The organism is Desulfosarcina alkanivorans (assembly GCF_009688945.1).
Lineage (GTDB): Bacteria > Desulfobacterota > Desulfobacteria > Desulfobacterales > Desulfosarcinaceae > Desulfosarcina > Desulfosarcina alkanivorans.
In genome coordinates this window covers 4,618,298-4,637,075 of the sequence record NZ_AP021874.1, presented here as the reverse complement: position 1 = coordinate 4,637,075, position 18,778 = coordinate 4,618,298, and the positions used below count along the sequence as shown (strand labels likewise).

Annotated in this window: 16 protein-coding genes; 12 read left to right on the top strand and 4 right to left on the bottom strand. The window is 54.8% G+C overall.

From position 1 onward, the window contains the following. Positions 1–98 precede the first annotated feature (98 nt). From DSCA_RS20290 to DSCA_RS20280, 3 genes are all read right to left on the bottom strand, one after another. Positions 99–407, bottom strand: a complete 309-nt coding sequence (locus DSCA_RS20290; RefSeq protein ID WP_155318161.1) for an antibiotic biosynthesis monooxygenase family protein — start codon at positions 405–407, stop codon at positions 99–101. Between the two features lie 250 nt (positions 408–657). Beyond that, complete coding sequence (locus tag DSCA_RS20285) at positions 658–1,785, bottom strand: sodium ion-translocating decarboxylase subunit beta (RefSeq protein ID WP_155318160.1); 1,128 nt, start codon at positions 1,783–1,785, stop codon at positions 658–660. Positions 1,786–1,802: 17 nt separating this feature from the next. Continuing rightward, positions 1,803–2,213 (bottom strand): OadG family protein, encoded by a 411-nt coding sequence (locus tag DSCA_RS20280; RefSeq protein WP_155318159.1) that lies wholly within the window; start codon positions 2,211–2,213, stop codon positions 1,803–1,805. A 432-nt stretch (positions 2,214–2,645) separates the two neighbouring features. Between DSCA_RS20280 and DSCA_RS20275 the strand changes: the two genes are divergently transcribed. The 5 genes from DSCA_RS20275 (at position 2,646) to DSCA_RS32655 (ending at position 7,420) form a co-directional block, all read left to right on the top strand. Beyond that, positions 2,646–3,737 carry a BMP family ABC transporter substrate-binding protein gene (locus DSCA_RS20275; protein ID WP_231716227.1) on the top strand — a complete coding sequence of 364 codons (1,092 nt, stop codon included), beginning with the start codon at positions 2,646–2,648 and terminating at the stop codon, positions 3,735–3,737. 143 nt (positions 3,738–3,880) lie between these two features. Beyond that, the gene (locus DSCA_RS20270; RefSeq protein WP_155318157.1) at positions 3,881–5,425 is read left to right on the top strand and encodes an ABC transporter ATP-binding protein; all 1,545 of its coding nucleotides are present in this window, start codon (positions 3,881–3,883) and stop codon (positions 5,423–5,425) included. Beyond that, positions 5,412–6,506, top strand: coding sequence for an ABC transporter permease (locus DSCA_RS20265; RefSeq protein WP_155318156.1), 1,095 nt, complete (start codon positions 5,412–5,414; stop codon positions 6,504–6,506). The genes DSCA_RS20270 and DSCA_RS20265 overlap by 14 nt, the downstream gene beginning before the upstream one ends. 13 nt (positions 6,507–6,519) lie before the next feature. Further along, the gene (locus DSCA_RS20260; RefSeq protein ID WP_231716226.1) at positions 6,520–7,134 is read left to right on the top strand and encodes an ABC transporter permease; all 615 of its coding nucleotides are present in this window, start codon (positions 6,520–6,522) and stop codon (positions 7,132–7,134) included. 19 nt (positions 7,135–7,153) lie between these two features. After that, a complete protein-coding gene (locus DSCA_RS32655; RefSeq protein ID WP_231716225.1) occupies positions 7,154–7,420 on the top strand; it encodes a hypothetical protein in 267 nt (88 codons plus the stop codon). Between the two features lie 103 nt (positions 7,421–7,523). Here the strand turns inward: DSCA_RS32655 and DSCA_RS20255 are convergent, their stop codons facing one another. After that, a complete protein-coding gene (locus tag DSCA_RS20255; protein WP_155318155.1) occupies positions 7,524–8,897 on the bottom strand; it encodes a sigma-54-dependent transcriptional regulator in 1,374 nt (457 codons plus the stop codon). 399 nt (positions 8,898–9,296) lie between these two features. Here DSCA_RS20255 and DSCA_RS20250 point away from each other — a divergent pair, with 399 nt between their 5' ends. From DSCA_RS20250 to DSCA_RS20220, 7 genes are all read left to right on the top strand, one after another. Then, a complete protein-coding gene (locus DSCA_RS20250; protein ID WP_155318154.1) occupies positions 9,297–10,163 on the top strand; it encodes a methylenetetrahydrofolate reductase in 867 nt (288 codons plus the stop codon). Between the two features lie 57 nt (positions 10,164–10,220). After that, on the top strand, positions 10,221–14,693 hold the full coding sequence (locus tag DSCA_RS20245) for an FAD-dependent oxidoreductase (RefSeq protein WP_155318153.1): 4,473 nt from the start codon (positions 10,221–10,223) through the stop codon (positions 14,691–14,693). Between the two features lie 188 nt (positions 14,694–14,881). Continuing rightward, complete coding sequence (locus DSCA_RS20240; RefSeq protein ID WP_155318152.1) at positions 14,882–15,295, top strand: hydrogenase iron-sulfur subunit; 414 nt, start codon at positions 14,882–14,884, stop codon at positions 15,293–15,295. Between the two features lie 51 nt (positions 15,296–15,346). After that, positions 15,347–16,015: a methylenetetrahydrofolate reductase C-terminal domain-containing protein gene (locus tag DSCA_RS20235; protein ID WP_155318151.1), complete on the top strand. Its 669-nt coding sequence runs from the start codon at positions 15,347–15,349 to the stop codon at positions 16,013–16,015. Next, positions 16,012–16,953, top strand: a complete 942-nt coding sequence (locus DSCA_RS20230) for a methylenetetrahydrofolate reductase (RefSeq protein WP_155318150.1) — start codon at positions 16,012–16,014, stop codon at positions 16,951–16,953. Before DSCA_RS20235 ends, DSCA_RS20230 begins: the two co-directional genes overlap by 4 nt. A gap of 135 nt (positions 16,954–17,088) precedes the next feature. Next, positions 17,089–17,478, top strand: a complete 390-nt coding sequence (locus tag DSCA_RS20225) for a response regulator transcription factor (protein ID WP_155318149.1) — start codon at positions 17,089–17,091, stop codon at positions 17,476–17,478. 438 nt (positions 17,479–17,916) lie between these two features. Beyond that, a complete protein-coding gene (locus tag DSCA_RS20220; protein WP_155318148.1) occupies positions 17,917–18,777 on the top strand; it encodes a shikimate dehydrogenase family protein in 861 nt (286 codons plus the stop codon). The last annotated feature ends 1 nt before the right edge of the window (position 18,778 follow it).

Genomic DNA, 18,778 nt, shown 5'->3' with positions numbered 1-18,778 from the left:
TGTTTTTTGGTTGGCTCTCTCCTGTAGGCAGCAGTCCAATCCATATAGTATAAACGTATCTTCACCCGAGGTGACCCGGTTGCCGGAAATGGAAACGCTCATTGGTCATTATGAAATGACGTTCCGAGAAGATATTCTTCATACTGTGTGGGTCGTGTCTGGTAGATTTCCAGCATCGCCTCATATGTTTTACGTTCTTCACTGTTCTTCCATGCCTCCCAATCCTTCATCTTTTGCCACGTGCAGATGACAGCAAGATTTTCCGGAAAATCAGATTGCATCAACGTCTCACCTGAAATATAGCCTGTTTGATTCATGGCGATCGATCGGATTTTATTGAGCAGAGAAAGAATTTGTGGTGTGTTCTCTTTGACGAAACGTCTTTTGATAATAATTTTTGCGATCATGGCGACCTCCATTTATGATATTTGGTCAGAAATGAAAGCGGCGGGAGGCTGACGGTGGTCTATGCAGGAGGAAAAGCGTTTGGAAAAGGCGCGTTGAGTCTGCCGGTCCATTTCAATGATGAAAGAAGCATGGCACAGGTAAAACCGGGCGGTCAAGAAAAAAGCGTGTCCTGAAAATCCGCACATACAAATGCCGGTGTATGTCATTCATACACCGGCATTTGTATTGGGTCAGGCCTCGAAAGAGAGGCTATCCCACATTAAAACTCCAGAGAATGCCGGCACAGATAGCTGACCCGATCACCCCGGAAGAGTTGCAGGCCATCGCATGCATCAACAGGTAGTTTGATGGATCTTCTTTTTGGCCCATTAAATGAACTTCTCTTGCGGAACCAGGAACGGCGGAAACGCCGGAAGCCCCGAGCAGGGGGTTTATTTTCTCTTTGGAGAACAGGTTCATGACTTTGGCGAAAAGAAGGCCCGAGGCTGTCGCAATGCTGAAGGCCACGGCTCCGAGAACAAAAATACCAACGGATTTCGTGGTGAGAAAAACATCTGCCTGGGTACTGGCTCCGACGGTGAATCCCAAAAAGATGGTGGCAGTGTCGATAATTGCGGTCCGGGCTGTCTGGGCAAGCCGGTCGACAACGCCACTTACCTTCATCAGGTTGCCGAAAAAGAAAGTTCCTAACAAGGGGATGGAGGCCGGTGCGAGAAAGCAGCAAAGGAATAGTCCGATCACGGGAAAAACCAAAAGTTCTTTTCGGGAAACCGGCCTCGGGTCAGGCATGTGGATCAATCGCTCCTGCTTGGTCGTGAGCAATTTCATGATTGGAGGTTGAATGATGGGGATCAAGGCCATGTAAGAATATGCGGCAATGGCAATGGGGCCGATCAGGTGCGGGGCCAGTTTCGCGGTCAAGAAGATGGATGTCGGACCATCAGCACCCCCGATAATGGCTATGGAGGCGGCCTCTTTGGGTAAAAAGCCAAGGGCCAGGGCGCTGAGCAGGGTAAAAAAGATGCCCATCTGCGCGGCGGCACCGAGCAGCATCAATTTCGGACGTGCCAACAGGGATGAAAAATCGGTCATGGCACCCAGACCCAGAAAAACGATGGAGGGATAAACACCTGAGGTGACCCCAAAATAAAGATAATGAAGAACACTGTTCGGTTCATATATGCCCAGCCCGAACCCTTTGAAAAAGGGAACGTTGCCCACCAGAACACCGAAGCCGATGGGCAGCAGCAGGAGCGGTTCGTATTGCTTGGCGATTGCCAGATAGACAAAAAAGAGGCCCACGGCCCACATTAGAAAGTGCCGGTAATCGGCCAGATAGTACCCGGTGTTGGTGAGAAACTGCAGTAACAGATCCATTTTTAGGTCCTTGTCGTTTATTCGGATTTGGATTTCCAGGTGAAGCGTCCCTCACCGGCAGAGACGAGTATCCCGGCGTCTCTGAATCGATTGATAGACAAATGGGGGTGTGGAATCCCGAGTTCCTTTGATTTTCTGTGCAGATCGATCAACGTAAACGATTCACCCAATTCCTTGGTCAAGGACACATAGATCGTCGATGCGGCGTCGATGTCTTCAGGCATTTTTTCAGGAATGATCGCTTTTGGTCGGCTCTCCTTTGCCTCGGGTTCCACCGGAGGCTGGGCTTTTTCTTCGAAAAAACCGGTTAGGCGGGGAATCATCGAAATGAGAAAAGACAATACGCCCAGACCGATGAGAACGATACCGGCGCCTGCGCCGGCCATCGCCCACCCGTTGGCCTGTTGAATAGCTGCAATCCCGTACATGTTTCCTCCTGCTGCCGAGGCTGTCTGGTCCTTTTTATACAAGGAACAAGGCAAACGCGATTAAAGATTGGTTCAAGTCGATCGTCCATGTAAATCCGAGTTTGTTAAAAACGCACAACACAAAACCAATGTCAATAACAAAGCCAGCGTCTTGAAAAAATAAGAATATTTCTTACATGAAAGACGGGATGTCGAGGATCTGGCGAAATTAAAAGTTTGAAACCTGTTGGACAAGAGGTAAGAACTTGGCTGTTGACTTAACGATTGGTATCATCGTAGAAAAAAGGGTTACATATTTAATCCATTAGAACAAGAACCATTCGTTGTCAAGAAAAGGAGGAGCATATGACAGGGGGGGCAATCTGGAGAAAATCTTTTATCTGGGCAATCAGCGTAGCCATTCTGCTGGCTTTTTTTACCGCAGGTTCAGCCGTGTCTGCAGAAAAAAAGCTCAAAGCCGGCTTCGTTTACGTCGGTCCTGTTGGCGACTACGGCTGGTCCCACGCCCATGACGTGGGTCGGAAATATGCGGAAAAAAAGCTGCCCTGGCTGAATACCGTTTTTATCGAGTCTGTGGCCGAAGCGGATTCCGCAAGGATTATCGATCGGTTTATTCAAGAAGAAAAATGCGATGTGGTCTTCACGACCAGTTTTGGGTACATGGATGACACGATTAAAGCGGGGATAAAATATCCCGACAAGCATTTCATGCATTGCTCCGGCTTCAAGCAAACCAAGAATGTGGGCACCTATTTTGCCGACCTCTACCAGACTTACTACCTGAACGGGCTGATGGCCGGCGGACTGACCAAAAGCAATAAAATCGGTTATGTGGCCGCTTTCCCCATTCCCGAGCTGGTACGACATATCAATGCGTTTGCGCTGGGAATCAAGGCGGTGAATCCCAAGGCCGAGGTTCACGTACGATGGACTTACGCCTGGTATGGGCCCGATAAAGCCAGGGAGGCGGCCGAGGCATTAATCGCAGAGGGCTGCGATTCCCTGGCGTTTACCGAAGACACGCCGGCAGTTATCGAGGTTGGCCAGGAGCACACCGAAAAAGGCAAACAGATCTTCACCTTCAGCCATTACAGCCCCATGCAGCCTTATGGAAAGGACTCGGTGGTGTCCGGGCAATTGGTCGACTGGGGGGTCATGTATGAAAAAATCCTCAAGGACCTTTATGACGGCACCTGGAAAAGTGATGATCAATGGTGGCTGGTTGCCGAAAAGGCTGCCATTCTTGGCGGATCTTTCGATGAGCCGATAAACGCCAAGTTTGTCGATGCGTTGAAAACCGTTTCCGTTGAAACCAAGGATTTGGGCAATCTGTCTGTCTACGAGCTGGTTTTTAAACGCTATGAACAGATGAAAAAAGGTACCGATGTGTTCGATCCATACATGGGGCCCATTTCAGATAATACCGGAAAACTGCAGATCAAAGCCGGGGAAACGGCATCAAAAGGTGACCTGTTGAGCATCATGTATTATGTTGACAACGTTGTCGGCAGTATTCCTAAATAGTCTTCTTATCATGACCATAAAAGGGGGGCTGGGGGCTTGGCATCCGGCTCCCCCTTTGTTTTAGGGCTCTGGTTTCTGCACCTTTACGCCCGCATGGCTGCATCGTTCGTGGTTGCTGCATTCATGATCGGAACAAGGATATTATGAAAACAATAGAAACGCTTGAAATGATAGATATATCGAAGTCATTTCATGGCGTTCGGGCCAACGACGGCATCAACCTGAAGATTTCATCCGGCGAAATTCTGGGTTTGCTGGGGGAAAACGGTGCTGGTAAAACCACTCTGATGAATATTCTTTATGGTATTTACCAGCCTGACGGCGGAGAGATCCGAATTAATGGCCGCCCGGTTTCAATCGATTCTCCAAGGGCGTCCATCGACCACGGCATCGGCATGGTGCATCAGCATTTCATGCTGATCCAAAACCACTCGGTCATAGAAAATATCGCCCTTGGTTATTCTCATTCACCCGCGCTGTTCCCGGGGAAAAAAATTCGGCAGCGCATTGTTTCCTTCTCGGAAAAGTTCAATTTCAACATCGATCCGGATAAAAAAATATGGCAGCTGTCCGCGGGCGAACAGCAACGGGTGGAGATCATCAAGGCGCTCGTGAACGGTGCCGGTCTGCTCATTCTTGATGAACCCACATCAGTCCTTACCCCTCAGGAGACCCGGGATTTTTTTGAAATTCTGGAGAAAATGAAAAATGACGGACAGATGATTATTCTCATCAGTCACAAGCTGGATGAGATCAAGAAATTGTGCGACCGGGTGACCGTTCTTCGAAAGGGGCGGGTCGAGGGACATTCGGACACCGACTCCTTAGACAATCGCTCTCTGGCCCGTATGATGATCGGACGGGATGTTGTTTTTTCTTTTTCGAGAGAGAAGATGCCGAGGCTTCAGAAAGTGCTGGATGTGGAAGACGTCAAGGTCGATGGCGACAAAGGGTACCAGGTCGTAAACGGCATCTCTTTCCAGATTTACAGAAATGAGATTTTTGGCATCGCCGGCGTTTCCGGCAACGGCCAGCGCGAGCTGGTAGAGGCCATCACCGGATTGCGGCTCGTCCGGCAGGGCCGCATTCGGATCAATGACATCGATATCACCAACGAGAGTCCTCGAAAGATACACAATAATGGTGTTTCCCATGTACCGGAGGAACGAATTCGATTTGGCATCGCACCGAATCTCTTCTTATACGAAAACGCAATCCTTAAACAACACCATCAGAAAAAATTTTCACGGCGGGCTTTTCTTGCCTACGGGCGAATCAGGGCGCACGCTCAACAGCTGATCAAAGATTTTCAGGTGGCGACGCCGTCTATCAATGTACAGACCAAAAACCTTTCCGGCGGCAATATCCAAAAATTGATCCTTGGCCGAGAGATTTCCGACAAACCGGATTTGCTGGTCGCCTCCCACCCGACCTACGGTCTGGATGTGGGGGCCACGGAGTATCTGCGCAACCAGCTTCTCAAGCGTCGGTCGGATGGTGGGGCTGTTTTGCTGGTGTCCGAAGACCTGGACGAAATTTTTGAGCTTTGCGACCGGATTGCCGTCATATTTCAAGGGCGATTCATGGGAATTCTGGAGTCGGATGATCCCCGGATCGCGGATATCGGACTAATGATGGCCGGTACCAAGAAAATAAAGACAGGAGACGGGGCGGATGCTTCACTTTAAAGTCTCGGACCGGGAACAGATATCCGCAGTCGGCTCTTTTTTGACGCTGGTTCTCGCGCTGGCCGCCGGAATGGTGGTGATCGGGTTCATTTTTCTGTTATGCGGCGTCAATCCATTGTTTGCATTCAAGAAAATATTCAGTGGCTCTTTCGGCAGCATCTACGGATTTAAAGAGACCATTACCAAGTCCATTCCGCTCATTCTGATCGGCGGCGGACTTGCCCTGGTGTTCAAGGCGAAATTCTGGAACATCGGAGCCGAGAGTCAGCTGCTTATGGGCGCCATCTTCGGTACCTGGGTGGGGTTGAACTGGGGGCCGGCATTGCCCGCACCGCTGATCGTTCCCTTGATGTTTCTGGCCGGATTTATCGGCGGCGCGCTATGGGGCCTGATTCCGGCCATCCTCAAGCTCCGTTTCGCCATCAACGAGGTCATTTCTACCCTGATGCTCAACTACATCTGCGCTGAATTTCTGACGCTGCTGATCGTCGGTCCATGGAAAAGTCCCAAAAAATTCGGCTTTCCCTATACCGACGATCTTCCGGCATCGGCCATCCTGTCTCTGATTCCCGGTTCCCGGATTCATGTCCCCACGCTGCTGTTGGCCGTGGTCGCCGTTGTGGTGCTGACCATTGTCATTTACAAGACCCGGTTCGGATATGAGGTGCGGGTCATTGGTGAAAATCCTGACGCGGCCAAATATGCGGGCATCGATTTCAGCCGAACGACCATGCTCATCATGGTTCTCAGCGGCGGCATGGCCGGCTTGGCCGGTGTCGGGGAGGTCGCCGGTATTCATCATTATCTGAGCTATCCGGACTCGATTTCATCCGGTTACGGTTTCACGGCCATCATTGTGGCCTGGCTGGCCAAGCTCAACCCGATTTATACGATTTTTTCGGGCATCTTTTTTGCCGGCATCCTGGTTGGCGGCGACGCCATTCAAATTTCCCTCGGACTGCCTGCGGCGACCGTTGACATTTTCAATGGAACCCTGCTGATTTTTCTGATCACGGGTGATTTTTTCACCAAAAACAAGGTTCGTGTCCTCTTTGGCGGAAAGGGTCTAATCCATGGATGAGGTGATCTTTTCTGTGGCTCATCGCACATTGGTTGCCGGTACCCCGCTGTTGCTCGGCACCGTTGGTGAGATTATCTGTGAGCGATCCGGCATTCTCAATCTTGGCGTGGAAGGGGTGATGGCCGTGGGTGCCGTGGCGGCTTTTATCGTCACCCATCATACGGGAAATCCATGGCTCGGGCTGTGCGTGGCCATTCTTGCGGGGATGCTGATTTCCATTATACATGCCTTTGCGTCGGTGACCCTTCAATCCAATCAGGTGGTCTCCGGACTGGCGCTGACCATGCTCGGCCTGGGAATCTCCGGCGTGTTGGGCAAACCCTACGTGGGAAAGCCCCTGGCCATAAAAATCAACGCGGTGCCCATTCCTTTTCTTGCGGACATACCGGTGGTGGGTCCCTTGTTTTTCAATCAAAGCCCGTTTTTATATCTGGCGGTGCTTCTGGCTGTGGGCGCATGGTTTGTGCTGGAACATACCCTGCTGGGAATCCGCATCCGTTCAACCGGCGAGAACCCCAAAGCCACGGAAACCCAGGGCGTCAACGTTTCGCGGATTCGTTATTTCGCCGTCATCATCGGGGGGGGGCTTTTATGCCATGGCGGGTGCCCACCTCTCTATTTCCTATAGCAAGTCATGGATAGAGGGAATGACGGCCGGCCGCGGCTGGATCGTTATCGCCCTGACCATCTTTGCGCTGTGGAACCCCATGCGGGCCATAGTGGGCGCTTTTCTCTTCGGCGGAATTTTTGTGCTTCAGTACCTGCTCCAGCCGCTGGGCATCTCTCCCAATTTTTTAGCCATGCTGCCCTATATGGCGACCTTGATGGTGCTGCTGGTCGGCGGTCTGCGTGACAGCCGCCGTCTCAACGCGCCTGCCATGCTGGCAGAACCTTATCGTCGGGGAGAGCGGTGACGGCCCCGGTTTTTTCGCAGGGAAAACGTGACGGCTCGGCCGGGATGCATCGGCTGCCGGTCAACTCCGACATCACCGGCGATGCAAATCCGGATGAATTCCATCATTGGATCTCATAGCGCACCAGCTTGCGCCGCAAGGTATTCAGGCCAATGCCCAGCAGCCGGGCCGTCTTGGATTTGTTTTTCCCCGTTTGCCGGTATGCATCCGAAATGTGATTTTTTTCCACTTCACTCAGGGGTTTGATCGGCGAACTCGCCGTCAGGGTGTTTTCTTCCGCACAATCCTTCAGGGAGGCGCTGATATGCGCCGGCAGGTGGGACTCCCGGATCGCTTCGCCACGGGCCAGGTTGACCGCCGACTGGAGTATGGATTTCAGCTCCCGGATGTTGCCAGGGTAGGAATAGTGCATCAACAGGGTCAATGCGCTTTTTTCGATAAATCCATCCCTGTTCACATCGTAGTATTTTTCCAAGAACTTGCGCGTCAGTAAAAAAATGTCTTCCTGACGCTCGCGCAGCGGCGGAAGATGGAGCCAGCCGCCCCGAATGCGGTAGTAAAGGTCTTTTCGAAAACGCTTTTTGGCGATCATCTGCTCCAGGTTCTCGTTGGTCGCCGCGATGAATCGAAGATCCACCTTTTGACGGGTGCTCGATCCGAGTTTGGAAAAATCCCCATCCTGGAGCACCCGCAGCAATTTGCCCTGGAGGGACAAGGGCAAGTCTCCGATTTCGTCCAGAAACAAGGTTCCCTTGTTCGTGTATTCCAGGTAGCCGACCCGCCCGCTTTCGGCCCCGGTAAAGGCGCCTTTGGTATGTCCGAAAAACTCCGCTTCGAAGAGGGAACTGGTCAGTGACGCCATATTGATTGGGGTAAATGGATGTTGTGCGCGATGGCTGGCGCCGTGAATGGCCCTCGCCAGCAGTTCTTTACCCGTGCCGCTTTCGCCGGTGATCAATACGGGCACCAGGCTGGAGGCATGCAGCTCCGCCTCCTTGAGGATGCGCAGGACTTTTTTAGACTGGGTAATGATCGGCAGAAAGGGGGCTTCGTTTTCAAGGGTGGGCAGATCGTCGCGCTTCTCGAGATCCAGGAGGTCGAGAAGCCGCTTCCGTTCGAGCGTCCGTTTGATGGCCAGGGCCAGGTCCTCCGTGGCCACAGGTTTGACCAGATAGTCATAGGCCCCTTTGTTCAGACACTCTACGGCGATTCTTGCTTCGTTGATGGCCGTTACCATGATACATTCGGTGGACGGTGAATGGGTCTTGATCGTTTCCAGCAGGGCCATGCCGTCTACGTCCGGCATGGTCATGTCGATGAGGGCCAGATCAAAAGACAGGCCTGCCTTTACTTCTTGAGCCAACCTGACGGAACTGTCTTCCAGCCGGACCCGATGGAAACCGATGTCGGCCAGCTTCCTCCCCAAAACGTCCAGATAGTCCCGATCATCATCGACGACGACGATTTTATGGTTCATCGACCCTCTCCATTCTCCTGCTTTATGCCAAAAAGGCCTGTGCCAAAATGGCCTTGTTTTTATAACCAGCTAAATTATCATGGTTTTTAATACTATATATTCCATATTGGCATAGCTGTCCAGTTGTTTTTGATGCCGGGCTTGTCGATCAGTTTGGCGGAGAAAAAGCCTTTATTCCTGGAATTACAGGGTAAATCGTTTTGTTGCACGATGTTGGCGGTATGGCACAGCCCTTGCTGTTCCATAATGGCAGACAAATGGTACAATTTGGCCCGTGTCACCTGCAGGCCTGTCGATTCTGGAAGGCTGCCAGCGCCTTCCGCACCGGAGTCAGGGTTGTCTCGCCTTTTTTATTAACTGTTACGCTTTTTTTCTGCAGCAACCATAAGGGGATTGGCTATGCATTTAAAAAACAAATTTGATGTGGGCAAGTTCACCATTATTGCAGAGATGCAGCCGCCAAAGGGGGTTGATATTTCTGCAATGGTCAACAGCGCAACCCGTGTAAAAAAAGCGGTCGATGCGTTCCTCGTGCCTGAAATGGGCAACGCCGTCATGCGGATGAGTGCATTGGGCGGGGCCATGATTCTCCAGGGCAAGGGCCTGGAAACCATTTTGCAGGTGAATTGCCGGGACCGCAACCGGATCGCCCTTCAGGCTGACCTGCTGGCCGCCTATGGGGCCGGTATCATTAATATGATGGGGGTTTCCGGAGAAGACCCCGCCCTGGGGGATCATCACCAGGCGAAGGCGGTCCATGATATCGATCTGATGACGCTGTTCAAGGCCGTTGCCACCCTCCAGACCGGCAGGGATATGGCCGGCAACGAATTGTCCGGAGCCCCCGCCTTTCTGGTTGGCGCATCCGTAAATGCACGGGCCACAGGTGACGAGCTTGAAAAAGAGCTGGATCTGATGGCTGAAAAGGCCGATGCGGGCGTCGATTTTTTTATCGCTCCGCCGGTTTTCGACATCAATGCCATCGCCCCGTTTATGGAAAAAGCAGACCTGAAAAAAAACCGGGTGGTCCCCACCGTGATGCTGCTTAAATCCGTGGGCATGGCGCGTTACCTGGCCCGTCATCTGAATATGACCATATCCAACGATTTGATCAAGCGGATCATGCGGGCCCCGGATAAACCCCTGGAAAGCCTTTCCATCGCCACCGAAATTATTTCGGCAGCCAAGGAGGCCGGTTTTGCCGGAGTGATGATTTCGGCCATGGGGTGGGAAGATAAACTTCAGAAGCTGCTGGATATGGTTTGATGGATGGCGGATCGCCCATAGTCCCTCACTTACCAACACTTTCATGAGGAATGCGTAATGGCAGAAAAAGAAAACACCCAAGGCAAGGATGTCGTCGGTTCCGTTTTGGTTGTCGGCGGCGGCATTGCAGGCATACAGGCATCGCTGGATCTGGCGGATTCTGGCTATTACGTCCATATGACCGAGACGAAGTCAGCCATCGGCGGCGTCATGGCCCAACTGGACAAAACCTTTCCCACCAACGATTGCTCCATGTGCGTCATCTCCCCCAAACTGGTCGAGTGCGGGCGGCATCTGAACATCGACCTGATGACCCTGACGCAGATCGAAGAGGTCACCGGCGAGGTGGGCAATTTTACGGTCAAACTGCGTCAGAATGCCCGATACATCGACATGGACAAGTGCACGGCCTGCGGCGAGTGTGCCAAGGCCTGCCCCATTGAAACCCCCAACCTTTTCGACGAAGGCCTGCGGGATCGCAGGGCGGCGTTTAAACTCTACCCACAGGGCATGCCCAGCGCCTACGCCATCGAAAAGCGCGGCACGGCGCCGTGCAAGGCCACCTGCCCGGCGCACGTGAGCATCCAGGGCTACATCGCCCTGATCAACGACGGTCGATACAAAGAGGCCCTGAAGCTTTTCAAGGAGGATCATCCATTCCCGGCGGTCTGCGGGCGCGTGTGCCATCACCCCTGTGAAAGCGAGTGTACGCGCAACGATGTGGACCAGCCGCTGGCCATTCGCGAGTTGCACCGTTTTCTGGCCGATTTCGAACGGCAGGGCGGGGAAACCTACATTCCTGAAATAACGGCTGAACCCCGTGACGAGAAGGTGGCCATCGTCGGTTCCGGCCCCGCCGGTGTCACGGCGGCGTACTTTCTGCTCCAGCAGGGCTACCAGGTGACCATCTTTGAAAAACAGCCTGAACCGGGCGGCATGATGCGCTACGGCATTCCCGAATACCGCCTGCCGCGGGACATTCTGGCGGGCGAAATCGATGTGGTCCGCCAAATGGGTGCCGAAATCCAATGCGGGGTGACCTTCGGTTCGGACATTACCCTCGACAGTCTCAAGGCGGACGGTTACAGCGCCTGCTTCCTGGCCATCGGCCTGCACGGCGGGCGCAGCCTGGGGGTGGAAAACGAAGATTCCGAAGGGGTGCTTCAAGGGGTTGATTTTTTGAGGGATGCCTCAATGGGCAAGGACATCGACCTCGGCGAGGACGTCATCGTGGTCGGCGGCGGCAATGTGGCCATCGACGTGGCCCTCACCGCCAAGCGCAAGGGGGCCAAGAACGTCACCCTGATCTGCCTGGAAAAGCGCGAAGAGATGCCCGCCTGGGAGCACGAGATCGAAGAAGCCCTGGAGGGGGACATCACGATCGTCAACAGCTTTGGCCCCAAATCTTTTTTTATCGATAAAAACAAGCGCGTATCGGGCATTGAATTCAAGACCTGTACGGCGGTGTTCGACGAAGATGGCCGGTTCAACCCTGCATACGACGAGGCGGAGTGCCAGCCCTTTTTCGGTGATACCATCATCGTTGCCATCGGCCAGAGCACCAACCTTACCGGCATCAAGGAGCAGGGCATTGCCGTTTCCCGGCCCGGCGGCCTGGAGGCTGACCCGCTCACGCTGCAGACTCCCATCGATTGGGTCTTTGCCGGCGGCGATGCCTTTTATGGTCCCAAATCGGTGGTCGATGCGGTCGCCTGCGGCAAGGAGGTGGCCGAGAGTATCCATCGCTTTGTAAATGGCCTGGACCTGGCCGAAGGCCGACAGAAAGTGTGGGACTACGTCAAACCCGAGGATCTGAGCCAGGAGCCCAACAAAGCGCGGACAACGGTCAGGTGTCTCGATCCCGAGGCCCGGGAGTGCAATTTCCTGGAGGTCTCCTTTGGTTATAACGAGGCGGAGGCCAAGCGTGAAGCCGATCGCTGCCTGAAGTGCGGGGTCTGCTCGGAATGCTACCAGTGTGTGGATGCCTGCCTGGCCAATGCGGTGGTCCATGACATGGTGGCCGAAGAGAAGACCATCAACGTGGGGGCCATCATCCTGGCTCCCGGATTCACGCCCTTCGATCCCTCAGAGCACAAGTCCTACCCCTACGCCAGCCATCCCAACGTGGTGACCAGCCTGGAGATGGAGCGGATTCTCTCGGCGTCCGGTCCTTTCGAGGGGCATCTGGTCAGGCCGTCGGACCACAAGGAACCGGAAAAGATCGCCTGGTTCCAATGCGTGGGTTCCCGCGACATCAACTGCAGCGATCACAGTTACTGCTCTTCGGTCTGCTGCATGTACACCAACAAGCAGACGATCATCGCCAAGGAGCACAGCGAAAAGCCCCTGGACACGGCCGTTTTCTTCATGGACATGCGCACCCACGGCAAGGAGTTTGAAAAATACTACATGCGCGCCCGGGATGAACAGGGGGTGCGGTACATCCGGTCCAAGGTGCACACCATTGACCCGGTGGAAAATGACGACCTGCGGTTGCGTTATATTACCGAAGAGGGGGAACTGGTTGAGGAAACCTTCGACATGGTGGTCCTGGCCGTCGGGCTGGCCCCCAACAAGGAGTCGGTGGACCTGGCCAAAACGGTGGGCATCGATCTCAACGAACACCTGCACGCGGCCACCCACACCCTCGAACCGGTCAGTTCGAGCAGGCCCGGTGTGTTCGTCTGCGGTGCTTTTCAGGAACCCAAGGATATCCCCCAGTCCGTCATGGAGGCGTCCGCCGCTGCGGCCACGGCCACCCGGCCCCTGGCCGAAGCCAGAGGGTCGCTGATAAAAACCAAGGAGCTGCCTCCGGAAATTGACGTGTCCGATCAGGAGCCCCGGGTGGGCGTATTCGTCTGCAACTGCGGGATCAACATCGGCGGTGTGGCGGATGTGCCGGCGGTTCGTGAATACGCCGCCACCTTGCCCAATGTGGTTCATGTGGAAGACAACCTGTTCACCTGCAGCCAGGACACCCAGGACAAGATGAAAGAGGTGATCACGGAACATGGCATCAACCGCGTGGTGGTGGCCTCCTGTTCTCCCCGGACCCACGAGCCGCTGTTCCAGGAAACCATCCGGGATGCCGGTTTGAACAAGTACCTGTTCGAGATGGCCAACATTCGGGACCAGAACACCTGGGTTCACATGAACAATCCGGATCGGGCCACGGCCAAGGCCAAGGACCTGGTCCGCATGGCCGTGGCCAAGGCCGCCTACATCGAACCCTTGCATCAGGTCCGGCTGGAGGTAATCCAGAAGGTGCTGGTGGTCGGCGGTGGTGTCGCCGGAATGGAGGCGGCCCTGGGTGTTGCCGACCAGGGCCTCCAGGTCTATCTCGTGGAGCGGGGCAACTTGCTGGGCGGGGTGGCGCATAAACTGCGCTCCACCTGGCAGGGGGAGCCCGTAAAGCCCTACCTGGAAGATCTGATTGACCGGGTGCGCAGCCATCAACATATCCGGGTCTTCATGAAAACAGAGCCGGTGGAAACCACCGGTATCATGGGTAACTTCACGACCACGCTGATGACCTCCGGTGAATCCCTGACGGAGACGGTGGTGGAACACGGCGCCACCGTTCTCGCCACCGGCGGCAAGGAGTACACCCCCAGCGAATACCTGTACGGAAAAAATCCCAACGTGCTCACCCATTTCGATCTGGATGCGGCCATGGATGCAGACGACCCCCGCCTGGATGCGGCCCAAAGCGTCGCTTTCATCCAGTGTGTCGGGTCACGGACCAAAGAGCGGCCCTACTGCAGCCGGTTGTGCTGCACCCACACCGTCAAGAGCGCCCTGAGTCTCAAGGATCGCAACCCGGAGATGGACATCTACGTCCTGTACCGGGACATCCGTACCTACGGATTCCGCGAAGAGTTATACAAAACGGCCCGGGAAAAGGGCATCATCTTCATGCGCTACAACCTGGAAGACAACCTGCCCGACGTGAAGGAGGCCGACGGCGGCCTGAGTGTAACGGTGAGGGATCATGTGCTCCAGGTGCCGGTGGAACTGAACCCGGACCTGCTGGTGCTGGCCACGGCCGTACTGCCCAATGAGAACAAGGATGTGTTTGAACTGTTCAAGGTGCCCATCAATGCCGATGGCTTCCTGGTGGAAGCCCACGCCAAGCTGCGCCCCGTGGATTTTGGTTCCGAGGGGCTCTTCATGGCGGGTCTGGCCCACTACCCCAAGCCTCTGGATGAAAGCATCGCCCAGGCCCGGGCGTCGGTGTCGCGGGTGATGACCGTTCTCTCCCAGGATTCGATCATGGTGGGCGGCGTCGTGGCCGAGGTGGATCCGGACAAGTGCGCCGTCTGTGTCACCTGTGTGCGGACCTGCCCGTATAACATCCCTTATATCGGAGAGGAGGGACATGCCGTGATCGAGCCGGCCGAGTGCCATGGCTGCGGCTGCTGTGTGGCCGAATGCCCGGGCAAGGCCATCCAGCTCATGCATTTTACCGACGAACAGATCGTTGCCAAGACGGCGGCCCTTTTCGAAAAGAAAAAAGGGGCGGCCGCCTGAACCACGGGGAATATGGGCGCCATCAAATACGGCAGCCTGAGAACTCCGGGCGCCCAAGACATAAGCAGATCGGCTGAAGGGGTTTAGGCTGAAGACATGGATGAGAAAAATCCAAAATTGGAGCGTTGCCTTTTCTCTACAACCTTCAGGCTAAAAAACTAAAAACCTAACCTCATCGGAGAACGACCATGAATGAAACCTTTGAACCCCAGATCCTGGCGTACTGCTGCAAGTATTGTGCTTATGCAGCGGCCGACCTGGCCGGATCCATGCGCTTGAATTATCCGAGCAATGTGAAGGTGATTCAGGTGCCCTGCAGCGGCCGGGTGGACATCCTCCACCTGCTGACGGCCTTCGAGGGCGGCGCTGACGGCGTATACGTGGCCGGCTGACTGGAAGGTGAATGTCATTTCCTGGAAGGAAATCTAAAAACCAGACGGAAAATCGAATACGTTCAGCGAACCCTTGAAGAGTTGGGGATCGAGCCCGAAAGGGCGCAGATGTATAACCTTTCTTCGGCCCAGGGACCCCGATTTGCTGAAATTGCAACCGAGATGACGGAGAAGATCAAGGCGCTGGGACCCAGCCCGGTGAATTCTTAACCACGGCCAGGAGGCGGAGTCTTCCGCCCCTGGACCCCAAGAGGTGAACCCATGATAATTGCGGATCGAAAATCTCTGGAAGAGATACAGGACATGATCAAGGAGTATAAGAAAATTCTTCTTGTCGGATGCAAAGGGTGCGTCACTGTCTGCAATGTAGGCGGGGCCAAAGAGGTGGGGGTGCTGGCCGCCACCCTGAAGATTGCCCGCAAGAAAGACGGCAATCCCATCGAAATCGACGAAAAGACCATAGAGCGACAATGCGACCCCGAATACGTTGAGCAGCTCCGGGACATTTTCGACCAATACGATGCCGTGGTCTCCATGGCCTGCGGCGTGGGGCCCCAGTTTCTTTCCGAGGCCTACCCCAGCCAGAAGTTTTTTCCGGCGGTAAACACCAAGTTCTTCGGCGGTGCGGTTCAGCACGGGATCTGGGAGGAGCGCTGCGCCGGCTGCGGCACCTGCGTCATCCATCATTATGACGGGTTGTGCCCCATCGCCCGGTGCTCCAAAAGCCTTCAGCACGGGCCCTGCGGCGGCAGCGCCGACGGAAAGTGTGAAATTGCCAAGGATGTGGAGTGTATCTGGGACACCATCGTCAAGAAGAAAATCGAACAGGGGCGCCTTGAGGATCTCAGAGTCATCCGGGCCCCGAAGGACTGGCAGACGGCAAGGGATGGCGGTCCCCGTAAAAGCATAAGGGAGGAGTTGGTGCAATGAGCAATAACGGTCTGAAATCAGGAAGCAACCTGGAGAAGGTGCTCAAGGCTGGCCACTTTGCGTTTACCGGTGAATGCGGACCGCCCAAGGGCGCCAATGTGGAGCATCTTAAAGAGAAGTTCGAACACCTGCGGGGAATGGTGGACGCGGTGAACGTCACCGACAACCAGACCGCCGTGGTTCGCATGTCCAGTGCGGCGGCCTCGGCCATCATGGTGGCCGAGGGGGTTGAGCCCAATTTCCAGATGGTCTGCCGGGACCGCAACCGCCTGGCCATGATGGCCGATGTGCTGGGGGTATACTCCCTGGGGGTAAAAAATATGCTCTGCCTCTCCGGCGACCACCAGAAGTTCGGTAATCACCCCCAGTCCAAGAACGTCTACGACATCGATTCCATGCAGCTGATCGCCATGGTGAAAAAGATGAGAGACGACGGCAAGTTCATCAACGACGAGGACATTGACGTGCCGCCGAAGATGTTCATCGGCGCTGCGGCCAATCCCTTTGCCGACCCGTATGAATTCCGGATTTACCGGCTGGCCAATAAGATCGATGCCGGGGCCGACTTTATCCAGACCCAGTGCATCTACAACATGCCCCGGTTTCGTGATTTTATGAAAAAGGCCGTGGACATGGGCCTGACGGAAAAGGCGTTTATTCTGGCCGGCGTCACACCGATGAAAAGTGCTCGCATGGCCCAGTATATGGCCAAAATGGTACCCGGCATGGATGTTCCCGAGGAATTGATCGAGCGGCTGAAAGGCGCGGGCAAAGGCAAGCAGGCTGAAGAGGGCATCAAATTCGCCATCGAGCAGATTGAAGAGTTCAAGGAGATGGATGGTGTTGCCGGCGTTCACCTCATGGCCATTGAATGGGAGCACAAGGTCCCGGAAATCGCAGAGCGGGCCAAGGTGCTGCCCCGTCCCCAGATCGATTGAAACGGTTCGGCCGGAAATGCGGGGTCGGGGACGCTATCATTGCCACCGACATCCCCGGTCCCGTCCGGTCCCGATTAGAAGCTCAGGCTGCTGATTAATCAACAATCAGCTTTTTGGTATAAAGGAGAACGAAAAATGAGCGACAAAAAACGAATCTTAGTGGTGGATGACGAGCCCGATTTTTGCTCCATTGTTCAGGGAAATCTGGAAAAAGAGGGTTTCGAGGTGGAGGTTGCCTATGATGGCGTGCAGGGCCTGGAAAAGGTTTCGGCCAATCCGCCGGACGCCATCGTTCTGGACGTCATGATGCCGGAAAAAGACGGCTATGCGGTGTGCAAGGAGTTGAAAAGCAATGAAAAATACGCCGACATCCCTATTGTGATGCTTACCGCCGTGGCGTCCCACGTCTCTTCTACCCGTTATTCTCACTATGATGGCATGAGCATGGAAGCCGACGACTATCTTCCCAAACCGGCCTCCGCGGAAGAGATCACCGACAGCCTGAAGGGGCTGTTGAACCTGTAATGCCTTTTTGAGTTAACGCGGAATTCCGGCGGTGGCTGGCCGGTCGATCGACTCACCGATGGATCGGCCCGCTGCGCCGGAGTCTCCGCGTCCGGTGTGATGATCCCAACGATCCTATAGGGGTAGGGTCAGGGGGCGGGCACCGGCTGCTTCCGAATCCGCGCATTGCAGTGATAAAAAAGGGAAGCGGTGTTACTGTGTTTTCCGCAACAGACACGGTGGCTCACTCTCCTGGGGGAATGGGTGCGCAGGATTCGGAAGTATTTTTTTGCCAACCACGAATGACGAAATCCGTCACGCTTATCAACGGAAGCAGGCCTGCTCGGAAGCGCGGAGCGGGTTTTTTATCCTGTTTCCCCATTGAACGGAAAACCCTATCAACGCGGCGGCAGTGCATGTCGGTGAGGCAATGATCCTCAGAGACCGGGACCCAGCCAGATGAAACCGCTTTCAGGCGTTCTGGACACGACATACGAATACCAGACCAAGGTGTTTTGTGTCATCAGCAACCAGCGGGTGTTTCGATCCCGCTCGCCGGCGATGTTTACCACGGTGTTCGCTCGGGTGGGCATCAATGGCGCCTATGTGCCGTTTATGGTTGCAGATGGAAATCTGGGCAAGGCCCTGGAGAGCCTCCGGGTGCTGAACATCGCCGGAGCCAGTATTACCTCTCCTTTCAAGGAAGCGGTGATCCCTTATCTGGATGTCTTGTCCGAAGGCGCCAATATCATCGGCGCCGTGAACACCATTGTCAGCAAGGACGGTAAGCTGAAGGGGTACAACACCAATGCCATCGGCATCATGGATGCCCTCAATGGGGTGCAATTCGACGTTGCCGGCAAAAAAGCCCTGGTCGTCGGCACGGGTGGGGCGGCACGGGCCGTTGTGTTCATTCTCAACTGGCTGCGGGCCGAATCGATTGTGGTGGCCGGCAGGGACAATGAGAAAACCCGCCGTCTGGCCGAGCATTTCAGCGGCACCCCGCTGAAGCTGACCGACCTGGCGGAGGCGCCCCTGAATGCGGACCTTGTCGTCAACGCCACCTCTGTCTCCAGCCAGGATGAGTCCGATTCGTTGACCGGCCTTGTCTGCGGCATGACGGTCAATGGCTGCCAGCTGGTGTTCGATCTCAATTATGGCCGCCGGGAAAACATATGGCAGGCCATGGCGGACAAAAATGACATCCCTTTCATCGACGGATTGTCCGCCCTGGTCTGTCAGGCCCGGCGAACCTTTTTGTTGTGGACCGGCAGAGAGGTGCCCCAGGAAGAATTTTTGAGGGCCCTGGAAGACCAATAAT